The 16,894-nt window shown below is 66.9% G+C and carries 15 protein-coding genes; all 15 read right to left on the bottom strand.

Annotated features, from left to right (window positions below):
• Positions 1-5 precede the first annotated feature (5 nt).
• The gene (locus QI450_RS08670; protein ID WP_226775145.1) at positions 6-2,162 is read right to left on the bottom strand and encodes a primosomal protein N'; all 2,157 of its coding nucleotides are present in this window, start codon (positions 2,160-2,162) and stop codon (positions 6-8) included.
• Positions 2,163-2,334: 172 nt separating this feature from the next.
• Positions 2,335-3,570, bottom strand: coding sequence for a methionine adenosyltransferase (gene metK, locus QI450_RS08675; protein WP_226775144.1), 1,236 nt, complete (start codon positions 3,568-3,570; stop codon positions 2,335-2,337).
• Between the two features lie 78 nt (positions 3,571-3,648).
• A complete protein-coding gene (coaBC, locus tag QI450_RS08680) occupies positions 3,649-4,920 on the bottom strand; it encodes a bifunctional phosphopantothenoylcysteine decarboxylase/phosphopantothenate--cysteine ligase CoaBC (protein WP_226775143.1) in 1,272 nt (423 codons plus the stop codon).
• A 19-nt stretch (positions 4,921-4,939) separates the two neighbouring features.
• Entirely contained in the window at positions 4,940-5,200 is a 261-nt protein-coding gene (rpoZ, locus tag QI450_RS08685) for a DNA-directed RNA polymerase subunit omega (RefSeq protein ID WP_011692102.1), read from the bottom strand.
• Between the two features lie 39 nt (positions 5,201-5,239).
• Positions 5,240-5,812, bottom strand: a complete 573-nt coding sequence (gene gmk, locus QI450_RS08690; protein WP_226775142.1) for a guanylate kinase — start codon at positions 5,810-5,812, stop codon at positions 5,240-5,242.
• 24 nt (positions 5,813-5,836) lie between these two features.
• Positions 5,837-6,172: an integration host factor, actinobacterial type gene (mihF, locus tag QI450_RS08695; RefSeq protein WP_226775141.1), complete on the bottom strand. Its 336-nt coding sequence runs from the start codon at positions 6,170-6,172 to the stop codon at positions 5,837-5,839.
• A gap of 247 nt (positions 6,173-6,419) precedes the next feature.
• On the bottom strand, positions 6,420-7,286 hold the full coding sequence (gene pyrF / locus QI450_RS08700) for an orotidine-5'-phosphate decarboxylase (RefSeq protein WP_226775140.1): 867 nt from the start codon (positions 7,284-7,286) through the stop codon (positions 6,420-6,422).
• Positions 7,279-10,605: a carbamoyl-phosphate synthase large subunit gene (gene carB, locus QI450_RS08705; protein WP_226775139.1), complete on the bottom strand. Its 3,327-nt coding sequence runs from the start codon at positions 10,603-10,605 to the stop codon at positions 7,279-7,281. Before carB ends, pyrF begins: the two co-directional genes overlap by 8 nt.
• A complete protein-coding gene (gene carA, locus QI450_RS08710) occupies positions 10,605-11,870 on the bottom strand; it encodes a glutamine-hydrolyzing carbamoyl-phosphate synthase small subunit (RefSeq protein WP_226775138.1) in 1,266 nt (421 codons plus the stop codon). The genes carB and carA overlap by 1 nt, the downstream gene beginning before the upstream one ends.
• The gene (locus tag QI450_RS08715) at positions 11,851-12,369 is read right to left on the bottom strand and encodes a hypothetical protein (RefSeq protein WP_226775189.1); all 519 of its coding nucleotides are present in this window, start codon (positions 12,367-12,369) and stop codon (positions 11,851-11,853) included. The genes carA and QI450_RS08715 overlap by 20 nt, the downstream gene beginning before the upstream one ends.
• On the bottom strand, positions 12,369-13,736 hold the full coding sequence (locus tag QI450_RS08720) for a dihydroorotase (protein ID WP_226775137.1): 1,368 nt from the start codon (positions 13,734-13,736) through the stop codon (positions 12,369-12,371). Before QI450_RS08720 ends, QI450_RS08715 begins: the two co-directional genes overlap by 1 nt.
• Positions 13,736-14,773 (bottom strand): aspartate carbamoyltransferase catalytic subunit, encoded by a 1,038-nt coding sequence (locus QI450_RS08725; RefSeq protein WP_226775136.1) that lies wholly within the window; start codon positions 14,771-14,773, stop codon positions 13,736-13,738. Before QI450_RS08725 ends, QI450_RS08720 begins: the two co-directional genes overlap by 1 nt.
• Positions 14,770-15,369 (bottom strand): bifunctional pyr operon transcriptional regulator/uracil phosphoribosyltransferase PyrR, encoded by a 600-nt coding sequence (gene pyrR / locus QI450_RS08730; RefSeq protein ID WP_226775135.1) that lies wholly within the window; start codon positions 15,367-15,369, stop codon positions 14,770-14,772. The genes QI450_RS08725 and pyrR overlap by 4 nt, the downstream gene beginning before the upstream one ends.
• Positions 15,370-15,798: 429 nt before the next feature.
• Positions 15,799-16,209, bottom strand: a complete 411-nt coding sequence (gene nusB, locus QI450_RS08735) for a transcription antitermination factor NusB (RefSeq protein WP_024368581.1) — start codon at positions 16,207-16,209, stop codon at positions 15,799-15,801.
• Positions 16,209-16,772 (bottom strand): elongation factor P, encoded by a 564-nt coding sequence (gene efp, locus QI450_RS08740; protein ID WP_226775134.1) that lies wholly within the window; start codon positions 16,770-16,772, stop codon positions 16,209-16,211. The genes nusB and efp overlap by 1 nt, the downstream gene beginning before the upstream one ends.
• Positions 16,773-16,894: the final 122 nt, after the last annotated feature.

Raw genomic sequence — 16,894 nt, forward strand, 5'->3', positions numbered from 1 at the left:
CTTCCCTAGAGCACGTCCACGCCGTCCAGCCGCAGCTGCACCGGGTCGTCCGTGCGTTTGGCGGCCGCGGCGGCCTTAACCGCCCGCAACGCCATGGTGACGTGGGCCGCCTGGCCGTAGGGGATGAACATCAGGGTCCGGACATCATCCCCCGCCGCGCCCCGAACGCTGCCGTGGGCGGGTGCGCCGGTGATCACAAGCGGCGCGGGGCCCGCTGTCCGAAGGGTAATCCCCTGCGCGGCCAGCTGTTGCTCGACGGCCTGGCTGAAGTGCCCGACGGCGGTCCGGCCGCCCGTCAGCGACGCGACCCGAACAGCAGGGGGCAGCTGCAGTTCCTGGCGCAGGGAAAGCTCACGCTCGGCGTAGCCGGCCGGGTCCCAGCGCAGCAGCGCGCCCACACCGGCGGCGTCGTCAGCGGTGATCACCACGAGCCCGCCCTCCCCGGCGGGGCGGACCAGCGCCGCAGCGTTGAACCAGCGCCTGACGGCGTCTTCCCCGGCCCGCAGGTTTTCTCGCCGCAGCAGTGAATCGCCGTCCAGCAGAAGTGCCGCCGCATAGCCTCCGGGCGCGACGGGTTCGGCGCCGACCGTGGCGACTACCAGCGCCTTGGAATCAGGAACGGTTGCCAGCACCCGGTCCCCGGATGAGGTGACCACCGGCTTCCCGGGGAAGGCCCGGCCCAGTTCCTCAGCCGTCCGCAGGGCCCCCGTGGCGCCGCGCCTCAGCCGTGTACCATTGCACGTGCCGCAGCGCCAGTCAGCCGCCGGCGTTGAACACCAGCGGCATTGCGGCACCGCGGAGCTCCCGCTGGCCCCGGCGATGGCCAGCGGCCCGCTGCAGGACGTACAGCGCGCCGGCTCCCGGCAGTTTTCACAGGCCAGCGACGGGGCGTAACCGGCCCTCGCGACCTGGACCAGGACCGGGCCGCGTTCGAGTCCGTCCTTGGCAGCACGCCAGGCCGCGCCGGGCAGCCGTGCGATCCGGGCCAGCGGATCGTGTTCAAGTTCGTAGCTGTCGGCCGTGTTCAGCACACGCGGGACGCTCCGGCGGACAACGGAGCGTCCGGCCTCCACCGACCGGGCCCATCCTGCCTCGACGAGTCGCTGCGTTTCGGTACTCCGGGTATGCGCTGCGAGCAGGCACGCCGCGCCCTCCTGCTCGGCGCGCAGCAGCAGGACTTCGCGGGTATGGGCGTAGGGTGAGCGCTGCTCGATGTGCAGGTCGTCACCGTCGTCCCAGCAGACAACGAGACCCAGGTTGTGCACCGGGGCGTAGGCGGCGGACCTGGTGCCGACAGCAACCCCGGCGGCGCCGCTGAGGATCCGCAGGAAGCTGCGGTAGCGGGGCGTCTGGCCATCGTCCGCCGTGAGCCGGGCGACGTCCCCGGCCGGCAGCAGCTGCAGGAGCGCCGTTTCCGCCCGGTCCAGGTCACGGTAGTCGGGCACCACAACGATGGCCCCGCGGCCGGAGAGGCGGACGGCTGCAACTGCTTCGGCGATCAGCCGGGGCCAGCCGCCGGCACCGTAGCCCTGCAGTGCGCTGAGCACCGCCCGCGGCGACTCGCCTGCGTTCAGGTGCTGCAGGAAGGCCGGTCCGTTGCGGTACCCGGACCAGCGTGAACCTTCCAGACCGCCGGGAAGTGCCGCGCCCGTTCCGCGCCCGGAGGCCTCGTCGGCGAAGACTGAGGGGTCCAGGACCCCCTCGGCGGCGAGCTCCTTCTCCAGTTTCGCCATCCGCGGCGGAACCGCCACGCGGAGTACGTCGCTGACATTGCCGGCGTAGCGGGCCGCAACACGTCCCGCGAGTTCTGCGACGGCGGCCGTTAGCACCGGCACCGGCGAGAGCACTTTGTACAGCGGAACGAGGGGGTGGCCGGCGTCGGATTCGGCTGCCCGGTCCATCAGGTATCCGGCGAGCTCCTGACCGTTGAACTTAACTTTCACCCGGACCCCAGGTTGCGCCGCGGCGTCCAGGGCGGCGGGCACGCTGTAGTCGAAGGGCCGGTCAAGGTGCGGGAGGGAAGATTCCAGCCGCACCCGCGCCACCGGAAGCCGGGCGGCTAGTTCCGGTCCCGGGGACGCCGCTGCCACGGTGGGAAAGCCCTGCAGCAATGAGAGTTGATGGGGTTCATCCGGGGTGGCGTGTTTAATCGGGCCGTTCATTTGTCTCCTCCCTTCAGCAGCGGTTCAGCGCCGGCCCAGCCAGCACTGCATGAAACAAAACAGCCAGGCCGCCGGATTCGGCGGCCTGGCTACAGCTCATCATGGGGCAGCGACATTAATTCACCGTAAGCGATTAGCCGTTGCGGTGACCAGGCTGCACAAGCCGGGCGTCTTACGCGTTGAAGAACGCCTTCAGCGCGTCTACCCGGTCCAGCCGCTCCCACGTGAAGTCGGGATCCTCCCGGCCAAAGTGGCCGTGGGCGGCGGTCTTGGCGTAGATCGGCCGCTTGAGGTCGAGGGCGTCGATGATGGCACGGGGGCGCAGGTCAAAGATTTCCGCGATCGCGGCACTGATCCTGGCCGGATCGACGGTCTCGGTGCCGAAGGTTTCGACATAGGTCCCTACCGGGCGGGCCTGCCCGATCGCGTAGGCGATCTGGATTTCGGCGCGCTTGGCGAGTCCGGCAGCCACCACGTTCTTGGCGACCCAGCGCATGGCGTACGCGGCTGAGCGGTCCACCTTGGACGGGTCCTTGCCGGAGAAGGCGCCGCCGCCGTGGCGTGCCATGCCGCCGTAGGTGTCAACGATGATCTTTCGTCCGGTGAGGCCGGCGTCGCCGACCGGGCCGCCAATAACGAAGGCACCGGCCGGGTTCAGGATGTTCCTGGCCCGGGAGATGTCCAGGTTGGACAGTGCCATGACCGGGTCAACGACGTGGGCCGCGAGATCGGCGCGGAGCTGGTCGAGGCTGGTGCCTTCAGCGTGCTGGCTGGAGATAACCACGGTCTCTACCGATACCGGCCGGTCACCGTCGTAGCCAACGGTGACCTGGGTCTTGCCGTCCGGTCGCAGGTAGCCGAGCTCGCCGCTCTTGCGGACCTCGGTCAGCTTTTCGGAGAGCCGGTGCGCGAGCCAGATCGGGACCGGCATGTAGGAGGGGGTCTCGTCGCTGGCGTAGCCGAACATCAGGCCTTGGTCTCCCGCGCCCTGGAGGTCGTAGTCGTCCTCCTGGCGTCCCTCGCGCGATTCTAGCGAGTTGAAAACGCCACCGGCGATGTCATTGGACTGCTGCCCGATCGAGACGGACACACCGCAGCGGGCACCGTCGAAACCGTTGGCCGAGGAGTCGTAGCCGATGCCCAGGATGGTTTCCCGCACGATCTGCGGGATTTCGACGTAAGCGTCGGTGGTGACCTCGCCGGCGACGTGGACCAGCCCGGTAGTGGCAAGTGTCTCCACGGCAACCCGGGACTCGGGGTCCTTGGACAACAGGGCGTCGAGGATCGCATCGCTGATCTGGTCGCAGATCTTGTCGGGGTGCCCTTCGGTCACCGACTCGGAGGTGAAGAGCCGAAGTGATGCGGGCGTGGGCCCGTGGAAATCAGGGATGTGCAGCGGTAAAGTCACTCAACTACCTTACTGGTTGGAAAACGGACGTCCGGCGGCGTGTGTCCCCTTACGACGGAGACGCAGCTGACACCGGGTTCAAGCGGGCGGAACAACCCGGCTGAGCTCGGCGCTGATGCGCTCTATTACGGCAGCCGCGACGTCGGACTTCGAGCCCGACGCCTCTTGGTGTTCGGAGCCGGAGCGGGAAAGGATGACTACGGAGTTAGTGTCTTCGCCGAAGACTTTGTCCTGGCCCACCTGGTTAACGACGAGCAGGTCGCATGCCTTGCGGCGCAGCTTGGCCGCCGCGTATTCCAGCACGTCCCCGTCCGCATCACCGGTCTCCGCCGCGAAGCCTACGATCAGTTGGCGGCGCAAGGCCGCGTCCCGGACCTCGACGAGTTCGCGCAGGATGTCCGGGTTGCGGACCAGCGAAATGACCGGATCGGCGACGTCGTCGCGCTTTTTGATTTTGGTGTTGGACACATCCGCCGGGCGGAAGTCCGCCACGGCGGCCGCCATGATGATGACGTCGGAGTCAGCGGCCGCGTGCAGGGCCGCCTTGCGGAGCTCCAAGGCAGTCCCGACCCTGATCACGTCGACTCCGGCCGGTGCGGGGACGTCCATGTGCGCGGCCAGCAGCCGGACCTTGGCCCCGGCTTCACGGGCGGCGACGGCCAGTGCCGCACCTTGTTTGCCGGAGGACCGATTGCCGAGGAACCGGACGGGGTCCAGCGGTTCCCGTGTGCCGCCGGCGCTGACAGTAACAGTGAGTCCGGCCAGTGGCCGCAGCGGCGAAGGATCGGCGTCCTCCGCCACTGGAACAGCTGCGGGAGCGGGCGCCCCTGCGAGGGCGAGTGCCGCCTCGAAAATAGCTTCGGGCTCAGGCAGCCGGCCGGGCCCGGAGTCCGATCCGGTGAGCCTTCCGGAGGCAGGCTCCAGCACGGTGATGCCCCGGCTGCGGAGTGTCTCGACATTCGCCTGGGTCGCCGGGTGCTGCCACATCTCGGTGTGCATGGCGGGCGCCATCAGCACCGGAGACCCGCCGGCCATCAGCAGCGTGTTGCTCAGCAGGTCGTTGGCCTGGCCGGCCGCGGCACGGGCCAGCAGGTCGGCGGTGGCGGGGGCCACTACGATCAGTTCGGCCTCGTGTCCGAGCCGGACATGGTTGACGGTGTGAACCTCGTCGAAAACGCTGTTGCGGACCGGATTTCCGGACAGCGCTTCCCACGTGGCGACACCAACAAAGCGGGTCGCGGCTTCCGTGGGGATCACTGTAACGTTATGGCCGGCTTCAGTAAAAAGCCGGAGGAGCGACGCCACCTTGTAGGCGGCTATCCCTCCCCCGACTCCGAGGACTATGCGCACGTGTGCTCCGCCTGCGTAATTACTCTGCAGGTTCGATCGGAGTGGAGACGAGCTTGCCTTCATTGATCTCGCGCAGCGCGATGGAAAGCGACTTCTCGTTCAGCTTGGTGTCGACCAGCGGGCCGACGTACTCGAACAGGCCCTCGTGCAGCTGCGCGTAGTACGCGTTGATCTGGCGTGCGCGCTTGGCGCCGAAAATTACCAGTCCATACTTCGAGTCGGCGGCCTTCAGCAGCTCGTCGATCGGCGGGTTGATGATGCCTTCAAGGTTCGTGGACACGAATTCTCCAAATTCTAACGGGCCGATACGTCCCGGCGCCTAGCGTGGGTTCGGGGTCAGCCCCATGAGTGAAACAAGCTCGTCCGCTGCCCGTCGAACGTCATCATTGATGACGGTGTGGTGAAACTCCGGTTCAGCGGCAAGTTCTAGTTTAGCGGTTTCAAGCCGTCGCTGCTGTTCCTCCGCCGTTTCCGTGCCGCGGCCGACCAGGCGGCGGACCATTTCATCCCAGCTAGGTGGCGCCAGGAAGACAAACTGGGCATCCGGCACGGCCTGTTTGACCTGGCGCGCACCCTGCAGGTCGATCTCCAGGAGCACCGAACGGCCATCGGCGATGGCGGCGTCTACCGTGCTGCGCAGGGTGCCGTAGCGGTTCCGCCCATGGACCACCGCCCACTCGAGGAGGTCCCCGTTCTCGACCAGGACGTCAAATTCCTCGGCCGATTTGAAGAAGTAGTGGACGCCGTCGACTTCGCCGGGCCGCGCCGGACGTGTGGTCGCCGAAACGGAAAGCCAGACGCCGGGATAGTTGTCCCGGATATAGGTGGACACGGTGCCTTTGCCAACAGCCGTCGGGCCAGCGAGGACTGTCAGTCCCGGTTTCTTGCTCACATATTCCTTTGATCCGGTTGGGAGTCAGCCCGGCGGTCCGGGCTGCTTGTTGTCTATAAAATCTACCAGCGCCCGGCGCTGGTGAGTTCCCAAACCGCGGACCCGGCGGGATGCCGCGATGCCCAGTTGTGCCATAATCGCCGCGGCACGCACCGGTCCGATGCCGGGGAGGGCTTCAAGCAGCTCGACGATCCGCATTCTGGCGATCGCGTCATTGCTCTCGCCTTCGCCCAGCAATTGCGCGATTGTCAGCTGTCCCGATTTCAGCCGGTCCTTGGCCGCGGCCCGGGTTGTCCTGGCCGCGGCGGCCTTCCCGAGGGCGTCGGCACGCTCCTGCGCAGTGAGAGGTCGCAAACCCAATGAATGCCTCCCTGCCTTGTCGGACGGACCGCTTCGACTGCCCGCCCGGACGGACCGCACGCACCACCGTGCGGTGCCGCGAACTTCCCCTGAACCTACCGTCTTGGCGAGGCAGAAATCAATGGACAAGTTTCGCAGCACTGCCCGGTGTCGCTGCCGCAGCGGACCGCGGCCGGCATGTGCCGCAGACGGCCCGCAGAGCGGTCCGCACAGCGGCCGGTTCCGTCCGCTGTGCACGCGGTCGCGCTCAGGCTGCGCGCAGCTCCCCGAGCGTGCGACGGACCGCTGCCTGGAGGTCTTTGATCCGCGGGCCGGCGGAGAGAATATCCCGGCTGGACGTAGCCAGGACCTGGCCGTAGGCGCCGCCGAAGGTCCGGCGCAAATCCGCCGCCGTCGCGCCTTGTGCCCCCAGCCCCGGGGCCAGGATCGGACCACGGACGACGGCGAGATCCAGGTCCAGGTCCAGCAGCGCGGAGCCGACGGTCGCGCCCACAACGAGGCCTACCGAACCCAACTCCCCCGGATACCGACGGTTCTCCGCGGCAGCCGCCCGCACGATCCGGCGGGCAACGGAGTCGGCGCCCCCCACGTGCTGGACCGAGGCACCCTCCGGATTGGACGTCAGTGCCAGGACGAACACACCTCGCCCGGTGTGCGCCGCAAGCTCCAGGGCCGGACGGAGCGACTCGAAGCCCAGGTAGGGGCTCAGCGTGACCGAATCGGCGGCCAGGGCGGAACCGTCCCGCAGCCAGGCGTCCGCGTACGCGGCCATGGTGGAGCCGATGTCGCCGCGTTTCGCGTCGGCAATTGTCAGCACCCCGGCCTGCGCCGCCGCGGCGAGAGTGCGTTCCAGCACAGCCATGCCGGCCGAGCCGTGCCGCTCGTACAGCGCCACTTGCGGTTTAACCGCGGCAGCGAGGGCAGACACGGCCTCCAGGACGGTGAGCGAGAAGCTTTCGAGCCCGGCGGCGTCGTCGTTCAGTCCCCACTGCTGCAGCAGCGCCGGGTGCGGATCGATCCCAACGCACAATGGCCCGCGCTCCGCCATGGCCCGGCCCAACCGGGAACCGAAGGACTCCCGGGCCGCCGGGTCAGCGGCGGTGGCCTCAGGCATGCGAGTTCGCCTCCTGGGACATCCGCTCCTGTGAGAGCGCCAGTGCCGCGGCGTGCTCCTGCAGGCTCGTAACGGACCATTCGTAGGTACGAAGCGCCTCGATGGCCTGGACGGCGGCGTTGAACTCCGCCACCGTCGTGATGCACGGGATGCCGATCGACGTCGCGGCGGCGCGCAGTTCGTAGCCGTCGCTGCGGGCTTCGCCGCCGGAGGGGGTGTTGAAGACCATGTCGATCTCACCGGCGATGATGAGGTCCGCGATGGTGCCTTCGCCGTCGGCACTGGAGCCCTCGGCGACCTTTCGGACCGGGGTGGCCTGGATACCGTTGCGGCGCAGCACATCAGCGGTACCGCCGGTGGAGACGATCTCGAAGCCAAGGTCGGAAAGCCGCTTGACGCCCATGATGACGGAGCGCTTGTCCCGGTTCGCGACCGAGACGAAGATCTTGCCCTCGGTGGGCAGCGCGTTGTTGGCGGCTGCCTGGCTCTTGGCGAAGGCGGTGTCAAAGTGCTTGTCGATCCCCATCACCTCACCGGTTGAGCGCATTTCCGGCCCGAGCAGGGAGTCCACTACCTTCCCCTCCGGGGTGCGGAAGCGGCTGAACGGCAGCACGGCTTCCTTGACCGACACCGGCGCGTCCAGCGGCAGCGTGGAGCCGTCCCCGGTTTCCGGCAGCATTTTGTAAGCGGTGCGGAGCTGGTTGATGGTGACGCCGGTGCCGATCAGGGCAGCCGCCTTCGCCATCTGCACACCGGTGGCCTTGGAGACGAACGGGACGGTGCGGGAAGCCCGAGGGTTGGCTTCCAGGACGTAGAGCACGTCGGAGGCAAGGGCGAACTGGATGTTGATGAGGCCGCGGACACCTACACCTTCGGCGATGGCCAGGGTGGCGGTGCGGACGCGTTCGAGCACGTTGTTGCCCAAGGTGATCGGCGGCAGCACGCAGGCGGAGTCGCCGGAGTGGATGCCGGCTTCCTCAATGTGCTCCATGATGCCGCCAAGGTACATCTCGGTGCCGTCATAGAGGGCGTCGACGTCGATTTCGACGGCGTCCTCGAGGAACCTGTCGATCAGCACCGGGTGGTCCGGGGTGATCTCAGTGGCGTTGGCGATGTAGCGGGAGAGGTTGGGCTCGTCGTAGACGATCTCCATGCCGCGGCCACCGAGTACGTAGGACGGCCGGACCAGGACCGGGTAGCCGATCTCGTCAGCGATCTTTTTGGCGTCGTCGAAAGACACAGCGGTGCCGTTCTTGGGCGAGATGAGTCCGGCCTTGTCCAGCACGCGGGAGAAGGCGCCGCGGTGCTCGGCGAGGTCGATCGCTTCCGGGGAGGTACCCAGGATCGGCACGCCGGCATCGGCGAGCTGCTGGGCGAGCTTGAGCGGGGTCTGTCCGCCGAGCTGGACGAACACGCCCAGCACGCCGCCGGTGCGTTCCTCGGCCGCGATGACTTCCAGGACGTCCTCAAGCGTCAGCGGCTCGAAGTACAGCCGGGTGGAGACGTCGTAGTCGGTGGAGACGGTCTCGGGGTTGCAGTTGACCATCACTGTTTCGTAGCCGGCCTTGCGGAGCGCCATGGAGGCATGGACGCAGGAATAGTCAAACTCAATTCCCTGCCCGATCCGGTTCGGCCCGGAGCCGAGGATGATGATGGACGGCTTGGCGTGCAGCGCGATCTCGTCCTCCTCGTCGTAGGAGGAGTAATGGTAGGGGGTGTACGCGGCGAACTCGGCGGCGCAGGTGTCCACGGTCTTGTAGACGGGGCGGATGCCGAGGGCCTGGCGGACGCCGCGGACGACGTCCTCGGAGTTGTGCGTCAGGGCACCAATCTGTTCGTCGGAGAAGCCGTGGCGCTTGGCCCGGGTCAGCATCTCCGGGGTCAGTGCGGCGGCCTTGCGGATTTCAACCGAGATCTCATTCAGCAGCTGGAGCTGGTCCAGGTACCAGGGGTCGATCTTCGTCGCTTCGAAAAGCTGCTCCACGGTGGCCCCGCCGAGCATGGCACGCTGGACCTGGTGCAGGCGCTCGGTGGTGGGACGCTTGGATTTTTCGATCAGTTCCGGGACTTCCCATTCCGGAACGTGGCTGAAGTCCAGCTGCGAGCCCTTCTGCTCGAGGGAACGCAACGCCTTCTGCAGGGCCTCGGTGAAGTTGCGGCCCATCGCCATGGCCTCGCCGACCGATTTCATGGTGGTGGTCAGCGTGGGGTCAGCGGCCGGGAACTTCTCAAAAGCAAAGCGCGGGACCTTCACGACGACGTAGTCCAGCGTCGGTTCGAAGGACGCCGGGGTCTTCTGTGTGATGTCGTTTGGGATCTCGTCCAGGGTGTAACCGAGCGAGAGCTTGGTGGCGATCTTTGCGATCGCGAAGCCGGTGGCCTTGGAGGCCAGGGCGGAGGACCGGGAGACCCGCGGGTTCATTTCAATCACGACGACGCGGCCGGTGTCCGGCTCGACGGCGAACTGGATGTTGCAGCCGCCGGTGTCGACGCCGACTTCGCGGATGACGGCGATGGAAATGTCGCGCAGCCGCTGGTATTCGCGGTCCGTCAGTGTCAGCGCGGGGGCGACGGTGATCGAGTCCCCGGTGTGTACCCCGACCGGGTCGAAGTTCTCGATCGAGCAGACGACCACAACGTTGTCGTTCTTGTCGCGCATCATCTCAAGCTCGTACTCCTTCCAGCCGAGGATGCTCTCTTCGAGCAGCACCTCACTGGTGGGGCTGTACTGCAGTCCCTGGCCAACGATCCGGCGGAGGTCCTTCTCGTCGTAGGCCAGGCCGGAGCCGAGGCCGCCCATGGTGAAGGAGGGCCGGACCACCATCGGGTAGCCGAGGTCCTCGGCGGCGGTCAGTGCCTCAGCAAGGGAGTGGATGATGTGGCTGCGGGCCGATTCGGCGCCGCAGCGTTCCACCACACCCTTGAACTTTTCGCGGTCCTCGCCGAGCTCGATCGCGGCGATGTTGGCGCCGATCAGTTCGACGTTGTATTTCTCCAGGACGCCGTTTTTGTCCAGCGCGATGGCGGTGTTCAGTGCGGTCTGGCCGCCAAGGGTGGGCAGGATCGCGTCAGGGCGTTCCTTGGCGATGATCTTCTCGACCACTTCGGGGGTGATCGGCTCGATGTACGTGGCGTCGGCAAACTCGGGGTCGGTCATGATGGTGGCCGGGTTGGAGTTGACGAGGATGACGCGCAGGCCCTCCTCCTTGAGGACGCGCAGGGCCTGGGTGCCGGAGTAGTCGAATTCGGCGGCCTGGCCGATCACGATCGGGCCGGAGCCGATGACCAGGACGCTCTTAAGGTCAGTTCTCTTAGGCATTACTTCGTGTCCTCAGTCTTGGAGTCGGTGGCAGTCTTTGTAGCGGAAGCAGTGTCCGCCATCAGCTCGATGAAGCGGTCAAAGAGGTAGGCGGCGTCGTGCGGTCCGGCGGCTGCCTCGGGGTGGTACTGGACCGAGAAGGCCGGGATGTCGAGGCAGGACAGCCCCTCCACAACCTCATCATTCAAGCTGATGTGGCTGACTTCGACCCGGCCAAAGCGCTCCTCCGGGGCCTGCGTGGCCCCGTCGAGCGGGGCGTCGACGGCGAAGCCGTGGTTCTGCGAGGTGATTTCCACCTTGCCGGTGCGGCGGTCCAGGACCGGCTGGTTGATGCCGCGGTGGCCGTAGCGCAGCTTGTAGGTGCCGAATCCCAGGGCACGGCCCAGGATCTGGTTGCCAAAGCAGATGCCGAAGTACGGGATCTTCTCGTCCAGGACGGAGCGGAGCAGCTTGACTTGGTTGTCGGCGGTAGCGGGATCGCCCGGTCCGTTGGACATAAAGAAGCCGTCGGGGTTGACCGCCTGGACATCGGCCAGGGTGGCGGTGGCCGGCAGCACATGCACCCGGACGCCGCGTTCGGCGAAGCGGACGGGAGTCATCCTTTTGATGCCGAGGTCGATCGCGGCGATGCTGAAGACGGGTTCGCCGTCCCAGCCCCAGTCCTTGGGTTCCACGGTGTAGGCCTCATCAACGCTGACTTCCTCGGCCAGGCGTGAGCCCTCCATCGGGGCACTGGCCAGGACCGCCTCGACCAGCTCCCGGTCCGCCGCGCGGGCGGCGTCGCCGGAAAAGATTCCGGCCCGCATGGTCTTGTGTTCGCGGAGGTGGCGTGTGATGGCGCGGGTGTCCACGCCCTGGATGCCGACGATTCCCTGTTCGGCCAATTCAGCATCGAGGCTGCGTTCGGAGCGCCAGTTGGAGGGCCGCCGGGCGGCGTCGCGGACGATGTAGCCGGCCACCCAGATGCGCCGGGACTCTGCGTCTTCCTTGTTCACCCCGGTGTTGCCGATGTGCGGGGCGGTCTGGACTACCAGCTGGCGGGCGTAGGAGGGGTCCGTGATGGTCTCCTGGTAGCCGGTCATTCCGGTCGCGAAGACGGCTTCGCCGAGCGCGGTTCCGGTGGCGCCGTAGCTGGTACCGCGGAATATCCGGCCGTCCTCCAGGACGAACACGGCGGGGGCGGGTGCAGTTGTTGTCGCTGCAGTTGTTGTCACGTCTGAAACTTCGTTGGATTCCGTCACGTCGTTACTTTCCACTATCGGCATTGGCCTGGGGGGCCGCGGGGATCAAATCATGCAGTGCTTTGAGGAGGATGTTTTTGTCGTCGGCGCGTCGGGTGCGGAACCCGGAATCGAGTTCGCGGCTGCCGAGCATCCAGCTGATTATCAGCAGCCCGTCCTTTTCGACGAATTTTCCGGCCATCCCGCTTTCCTGCCGCACGCCGGTGAGGCTGCCCGCGGGGATAAAGACCGGGCCGGCGCCGGCGCGGTCGAACAGCACCCCTTCGGGGTGGACGCTGAGTTCGGCGTTCGTCCGGATCCCCAGCTGATGCACGGCGATCCGGTCCAGCCAGTCGCCGGCGGTGGTGGTGGTCACGTACTGGCCGGCGGCGGCGGCCAGCGATGCGCCGAGAGCGGCGGGGACCGGCGGGAGGGGGTCGACGTCGGCCTGGCGGCGGAGTCGGTTCCGCCAGCCGAACCACATCAGCACCAGCACCGCTGCCGCGAGGGCGAGCATCAAAAGTCCGGGGAGCAACCTGTCCATCAGGGACGGCCCGCCGATGCGGTGCCAGCGGGCTCTGCCGGCCACCGGTAGGGGGTATTGAGCTGGCCGTCCAGGACTGTGGGGTGGCCCTTGAAGAACGTCGCCACCACTTTGCCGGGAAGCTCCCGGCCGGCAAACGGTGAGTTGCGGCCCATGGTGGCCATCTTAGAAGGGTCCACGGTCCAGCGCGCAGCCGGGTCCACGAGTGTGACGTTGGCGGGTTCGCCGGCCTCCAGCGGACGGCCCTGGTCGCCAAGGCGGCCGATTGCCGCCGGGGCGCTGGAGGTGACGCGCGCGAAGTCGGCCCAGCCCATCAGCCCGGTTTCGATCATGGTGTGCTGGACAACGGACAGCGCGGTTTCCAGCCCGGTCATGCCCATGGCCGCCTGCGCCCATTCACACTCCTTGTGTTCGCTGGGGTGCGGGGCGTGGTCGGTGCCCACAACGTCGATCGTGCCGTCGGCGAGAGCGGCGCGCAGGGCCTGGACATCGGCGCCGGTGCGCAGCGGCGGGTTGACCTTGTAGACCGGGTCGTAGCTGCGCGCTAGCTCATCGGTGAGCCAGAGGTGGTGCGGGGTGACTTCGGCCGTGACGTTCACGCCGCGGGATTTGGCCCAGCGGATGATCTCTACGGAACCTGCGGTGGAGACGTGGCAGACGTGCAGCCTGGAGCCGACGTGCTGGGCCAGGAGGACGTCGCGGGCAATGATGCTTTCCTCGGCGACGGCGGGCCAGCCGGTGAGGCCGAGGACGGCGGAGACCTCCCCTTCGTTCATCTGGGCCCCGGCGGTGAGACGGGGTTCCTGTGCGTGCTGGGCCACGACGCCGTCGAACGCTTTGACGTATTCCAGCGCACGGCGCATCAGGACGGGGTCGTGGACACACACGCCGTCATCGGAGAAGACCCGGACGCGGGCCCGGGAGTCCGCCATCGCACCGAGCTCGGCCAGCTGCTCCCCCGCCAGGCCCACGGTGACGGCGCCCACCGGGCGGACGTCCACCCAGCCGGCGGTGCGGCCGAGGGTGAGGACCTGTTCGACGACGCCGGCAGTATCGGCCACCGGGGTGCTGTTGGCCATCGCGTGCACCGCCGTGTAGCCGCCCAGGGCCGCGGCGCGGGTGCCGGTTTCGACCGTTTCGGCGTCTTCGCGGCCGGGTTCACGCAAGTGCGTGTGGATATCCACCATGCCGGGCAGGGCCACCAGGCCGGCCGCGTTGATGACGGTCGCCCCGTCCGCTGGGAGGTTGTGCCCGCGGGCGGCAATGATTCCGTCCCGGATCAGCAGGTCTTCGGGGGCTCCGCCGAGGATGGCGGCGCCGCGGATCAGGTAGGCGCCCGCTCCGGGGTCCTGGGGTTGTGCTGCCATTAGTGGCTCTCCTTGGGGGCGGGGGTGGAGGTGTTCTCTGCGGGGCGGATGGTGCTGGTGTGGCCTGCCGGTTCGCGGTTGTCACCTGAGAGCAGCAGATAGAGGGCTGCCATGCGGATGGACACACCGTTGCGGACCTGAGCCAGCACCGTGGAGCGGGGCGAGTCGGCCGCGGCGGAAGAGATTTCCAGCCCGCGGTTCATCGGCCCGGGGTGCATGATGATGGTGTCTTTCAGGCCCAGATGGTCGAGGGCCTGGAGGCGGTTGTCATCAAAGCCCCAGCGCCGCGAATATTCGCGGGTGCTCGGGAAGAACGACGCGTTCATCCGCTCGCCCTGGACCCGCAGCATCATCACGGCGTCAACGCCGCCGGCAAGCGTCTCGTCAAGGTCGTAGCTGACGCTGCAGGGCCATTTTTCGACGCCGATCGGCAGCAGCGTCGGCGGGGCAACCAGGGTGACCTCGGCGCCGAGGGTGCGCAGCAACCAGACGTTGGAACGCGCCACCCGGGAGTGCAGCACGTCGCCGGCAATCGCTACCCGCATGCCGGCGAGGTCCGCACCCGCGGACGGGGTTCCGGCCAGCCGTGACCAGTGCCGGCGCATGGTGAAGGCGTCCAGCAGCGCCTGGGTGGGGTGTTCGTGGGTGCCGTCGCCGGCGTTGATTACGGCGGCGTCGATCCAGTCGGTGGCGGCGAGGCGGTGCGGGGCACCGGAGGCCCAGTGCCGGATAACGACGGCGTCGGCGCCCATCGCAGCGAGTGTCTGGGCGGTGTCCTTGAGGGATTCGCCTTTGGAGACGGAGGAACCCTTCGCAGCGAAGTTGATGACGTCGGCGGAGAGCCGTTTGGCGGCGGCCTCGAAGGAGATCCGGGTGCGCGTTGAGTCCTCGAAGAACAGGTTCACGACGGTCCGGCCGCGCAGGGTGGGAAGCTTTTTCACCTCACGCTCCCCCACCGCGGCCATTTCCTCGGCGGTGTCGAGGATCCGGACCGCGTTGGACAGGCTCAGGTCCTCGGTGGAGAGCAGGTGCTTCATGCGGCGGCCTCGATAACCACTTCGTTGACCGGTACGCCGTCGACCGAGTCGGTCTCCGCCAGCCGGACCCGGACCTTTTCGGAAGAGGACGTGGGGAGGTTTTTGCCCACATGGTCCGCGCGGATGGGCAACTCCCGGTGGCCGCGGTCAATCAGCACTGCAAGGCGCACGATCCGTGGCCGGCCCAGGTCGATGATCGCGTCGAGGGCCGCCCGGATGGTCCGGCCGGAGTACAGGACGTCGTCGATCAGGACAACTACCTTGTTGTCGATGCCGGTGCGGGGAAGCTGGGTGGGGTACGGCGGCCGCAGTCCCTGGTGGGAGAGATCGTCGCGGAACATTGTCACATCCAGCTGGCCGACAATCGCCGCGGGGTCCACGGTCGGATCTGCGGCGGCAATCTTGGCGGCGAGCCGGACGGCGAGCGGGTAGCCCCGGCGCGGGATGCCCAGCAGGACCAGATCCTGGGAGCCTTTGTTGGACTCGAGAATTTCATGGGCGATACGAGTGAGTGCACGGTCTATATCCGCCTGGCTCAGCACTACGCGGGCGAGTGCAGCCTTGGCCGGAACCGGTGCTTCTGGAACAGAAGTCAACGCTCGTCTCCCCTTTCCCCGCCTCACGGGACGGAATTAAAAAAGGATGGTTTGCGCTCCTAAATTACCACAGCACCCCGACGGCGCCGACGCCGGGGGCCTGCGATTCAGCTCACACGCACATGGGCTCGAGTCCATAAGAACAAATGATCCACCGCCGGAGCACCACCGCTCCGGCGGACTCCCGGGCGGTCCGCGGCCGCGGCCCCGGCAGGCCAATCCGACGTGGCTCGGACATGTCCGGCCGGAGTATTACCGGCCGGCCCCGGCAGCGGATCCTCAGGGGCTGCGATGCGCCCGTACACCACCTCGACGGGCACCATCAACCCGCCGAGACTGCCCCCTCCCGGACGCCGTCGCCGGCTGCCTGGAGAACACCAAAGAACCCCGCCCGGGATGATCCGGACGGGGTTATTGTGAGCTTCGGGGTCAGGCGAGCAGCGAAGGCTTCAGCTGCTGCAGCCGGCCCAGCAGGCCGTTGATAAACGACGGCGACTCGTCGGTGGAGAGGGTCTTGGCCAGGGCCACGGCCTCGCTGACGGCAACGCCGTCGGGCACGTCGTCGTTGTACAGCAGCTCCCAGGTGCCGATCCGCAGGATGATGCGGTCCACGGACGGCATACGTTCCAGCGTCCACCCCTGCGAATAGGTTTCCAGGAATTCGTCGATCGCAGCCTGGTGGGAGACCACACCCTCGACGATTTCGAGGGTGTACGGGTTAACGATCTGGTCCGTCTGCTCCCGCCGGGACTTCAGCACATCGAACGCTGACACGGAACGTTGTTCCGCCTCAAAGAGCACATCCAGGGCCCGGTTGCGGGCCTTACCGCGGGCACTCACTAGTCGTTAACCCGCCCGAGGTAGTTTCCGTCACGGGTATCAACTTTGACCTTGGTGTTGTTCTCGACGAACAACGGCACCTGGATCTCGTAGCCGGTCTCAAGGGTGGCGGGCTTGGTGCCGGCCGAGGAGCGGTCGCCCTGAAGGCCCGGTTCCGTGTAGGTGATTTCCAGTACCACGCTGGGCGGCAGCTCGATGTACAGCGGGTTGCCCTCATGGATGGCAATGCTGACCTTCTGGTTCTCGAGCATAAAGTTGGTGGCGTCCCCGACGGTTGCCCCCGAAACGGTGAGCTGGTCGAAATCGGCCGTGTCCATAAACACGAAGTCCGCGCCGTCCTGGTACAGGTACTGGTAGTCACGGCGGTCTACCGTTGCGGTCTCGATCTTCAGTCCGGCGTTGAAGGTCTTGTCCACGACCTTGCCGGACATCACGTTGCGCATCTTTGTGCGGACGAACGCGCCACCCTTACCGGGTTTGACGTGCTGGAACTCGATGATGTTCCAGAGCTGGCCCTCAAGTTTGAGGACGGTTCCGTTCTTGATGTCGTTAGTGGTTGCCACTGTATCCTCTGGTTTCTCTTCTGACGGCTTCTAGCTGCCAGCCGGTTATGCCAGGCAAGCATGCCAAATGGCCCGCCAGCGCGTATTTATCAAAAATCCAAAAACCATTCTACCGGTTTTGT

Origin of the sequence: Arthrobacter sp. EM1 (genome assembly GCF_029964055.1) — a bacterium.
Taxonomy (GTDB): Bacteria; Actinomycetota; Actinomycetes; order Actinomycetales; family Micrococcaceae; genus Arthrobacter.

What these genes read in the sequence shown, in the direction of transcription:
- QI450_RS08670 (WP_226775145.1), bottom strand. Translation starts at nt 2,162, where the DNA reads ATGAACGGCCCGATTAAACACGCCACCCCGGATGAACCCCATCAACTC.
- pyrF (WP_226775140.1), bottom strand. Translation starts at nt 7,286, where the DNA reads ATGCCTGAGGCCACCGCCGCTGACCCGGCGGCCCGGGAGTCCTTCGGT.
- carB (WP_226775139.1), bottom strand. Translation starts at nt 10,605, where the DNA reads ATGCCTAAGAGAACTGACCTTAAGAGCGTCCTGGTCATCGGCTCCGGC.
- carA (WP_226775138.1), bottom strand. Translation starts at nt 11,870, where the DNA reads ATGCCGATAGTGGAAAGTAACGACGTGACGGAATCCAACGAAGTTTCA.
- QI450_RS08715 (WP_226775189.1), bottom strand. Translation starts at nt 12,369, where the DNA reads ATGGACAGGTTGCTCCCCGGACTTTTGATGCTCGCCCTCGCGGCAGCG.
- QI450_RS08720 (WP_226775137.1), bottom strand. Translation starts at nt 13,736, where the DNA reads ATGGCAGCACAACCCCAGGACCCCGGAGCGGGCGCCTACCTGATCCGC.
- QI450_RS08725 (WP_226775136.1), bottom strand. Translation starts at nt 14,773, where the DNA reads ATGAAGCACCTGCTCTCCACCGAGGACCTGAGCCTGTCCAACGCGGTC.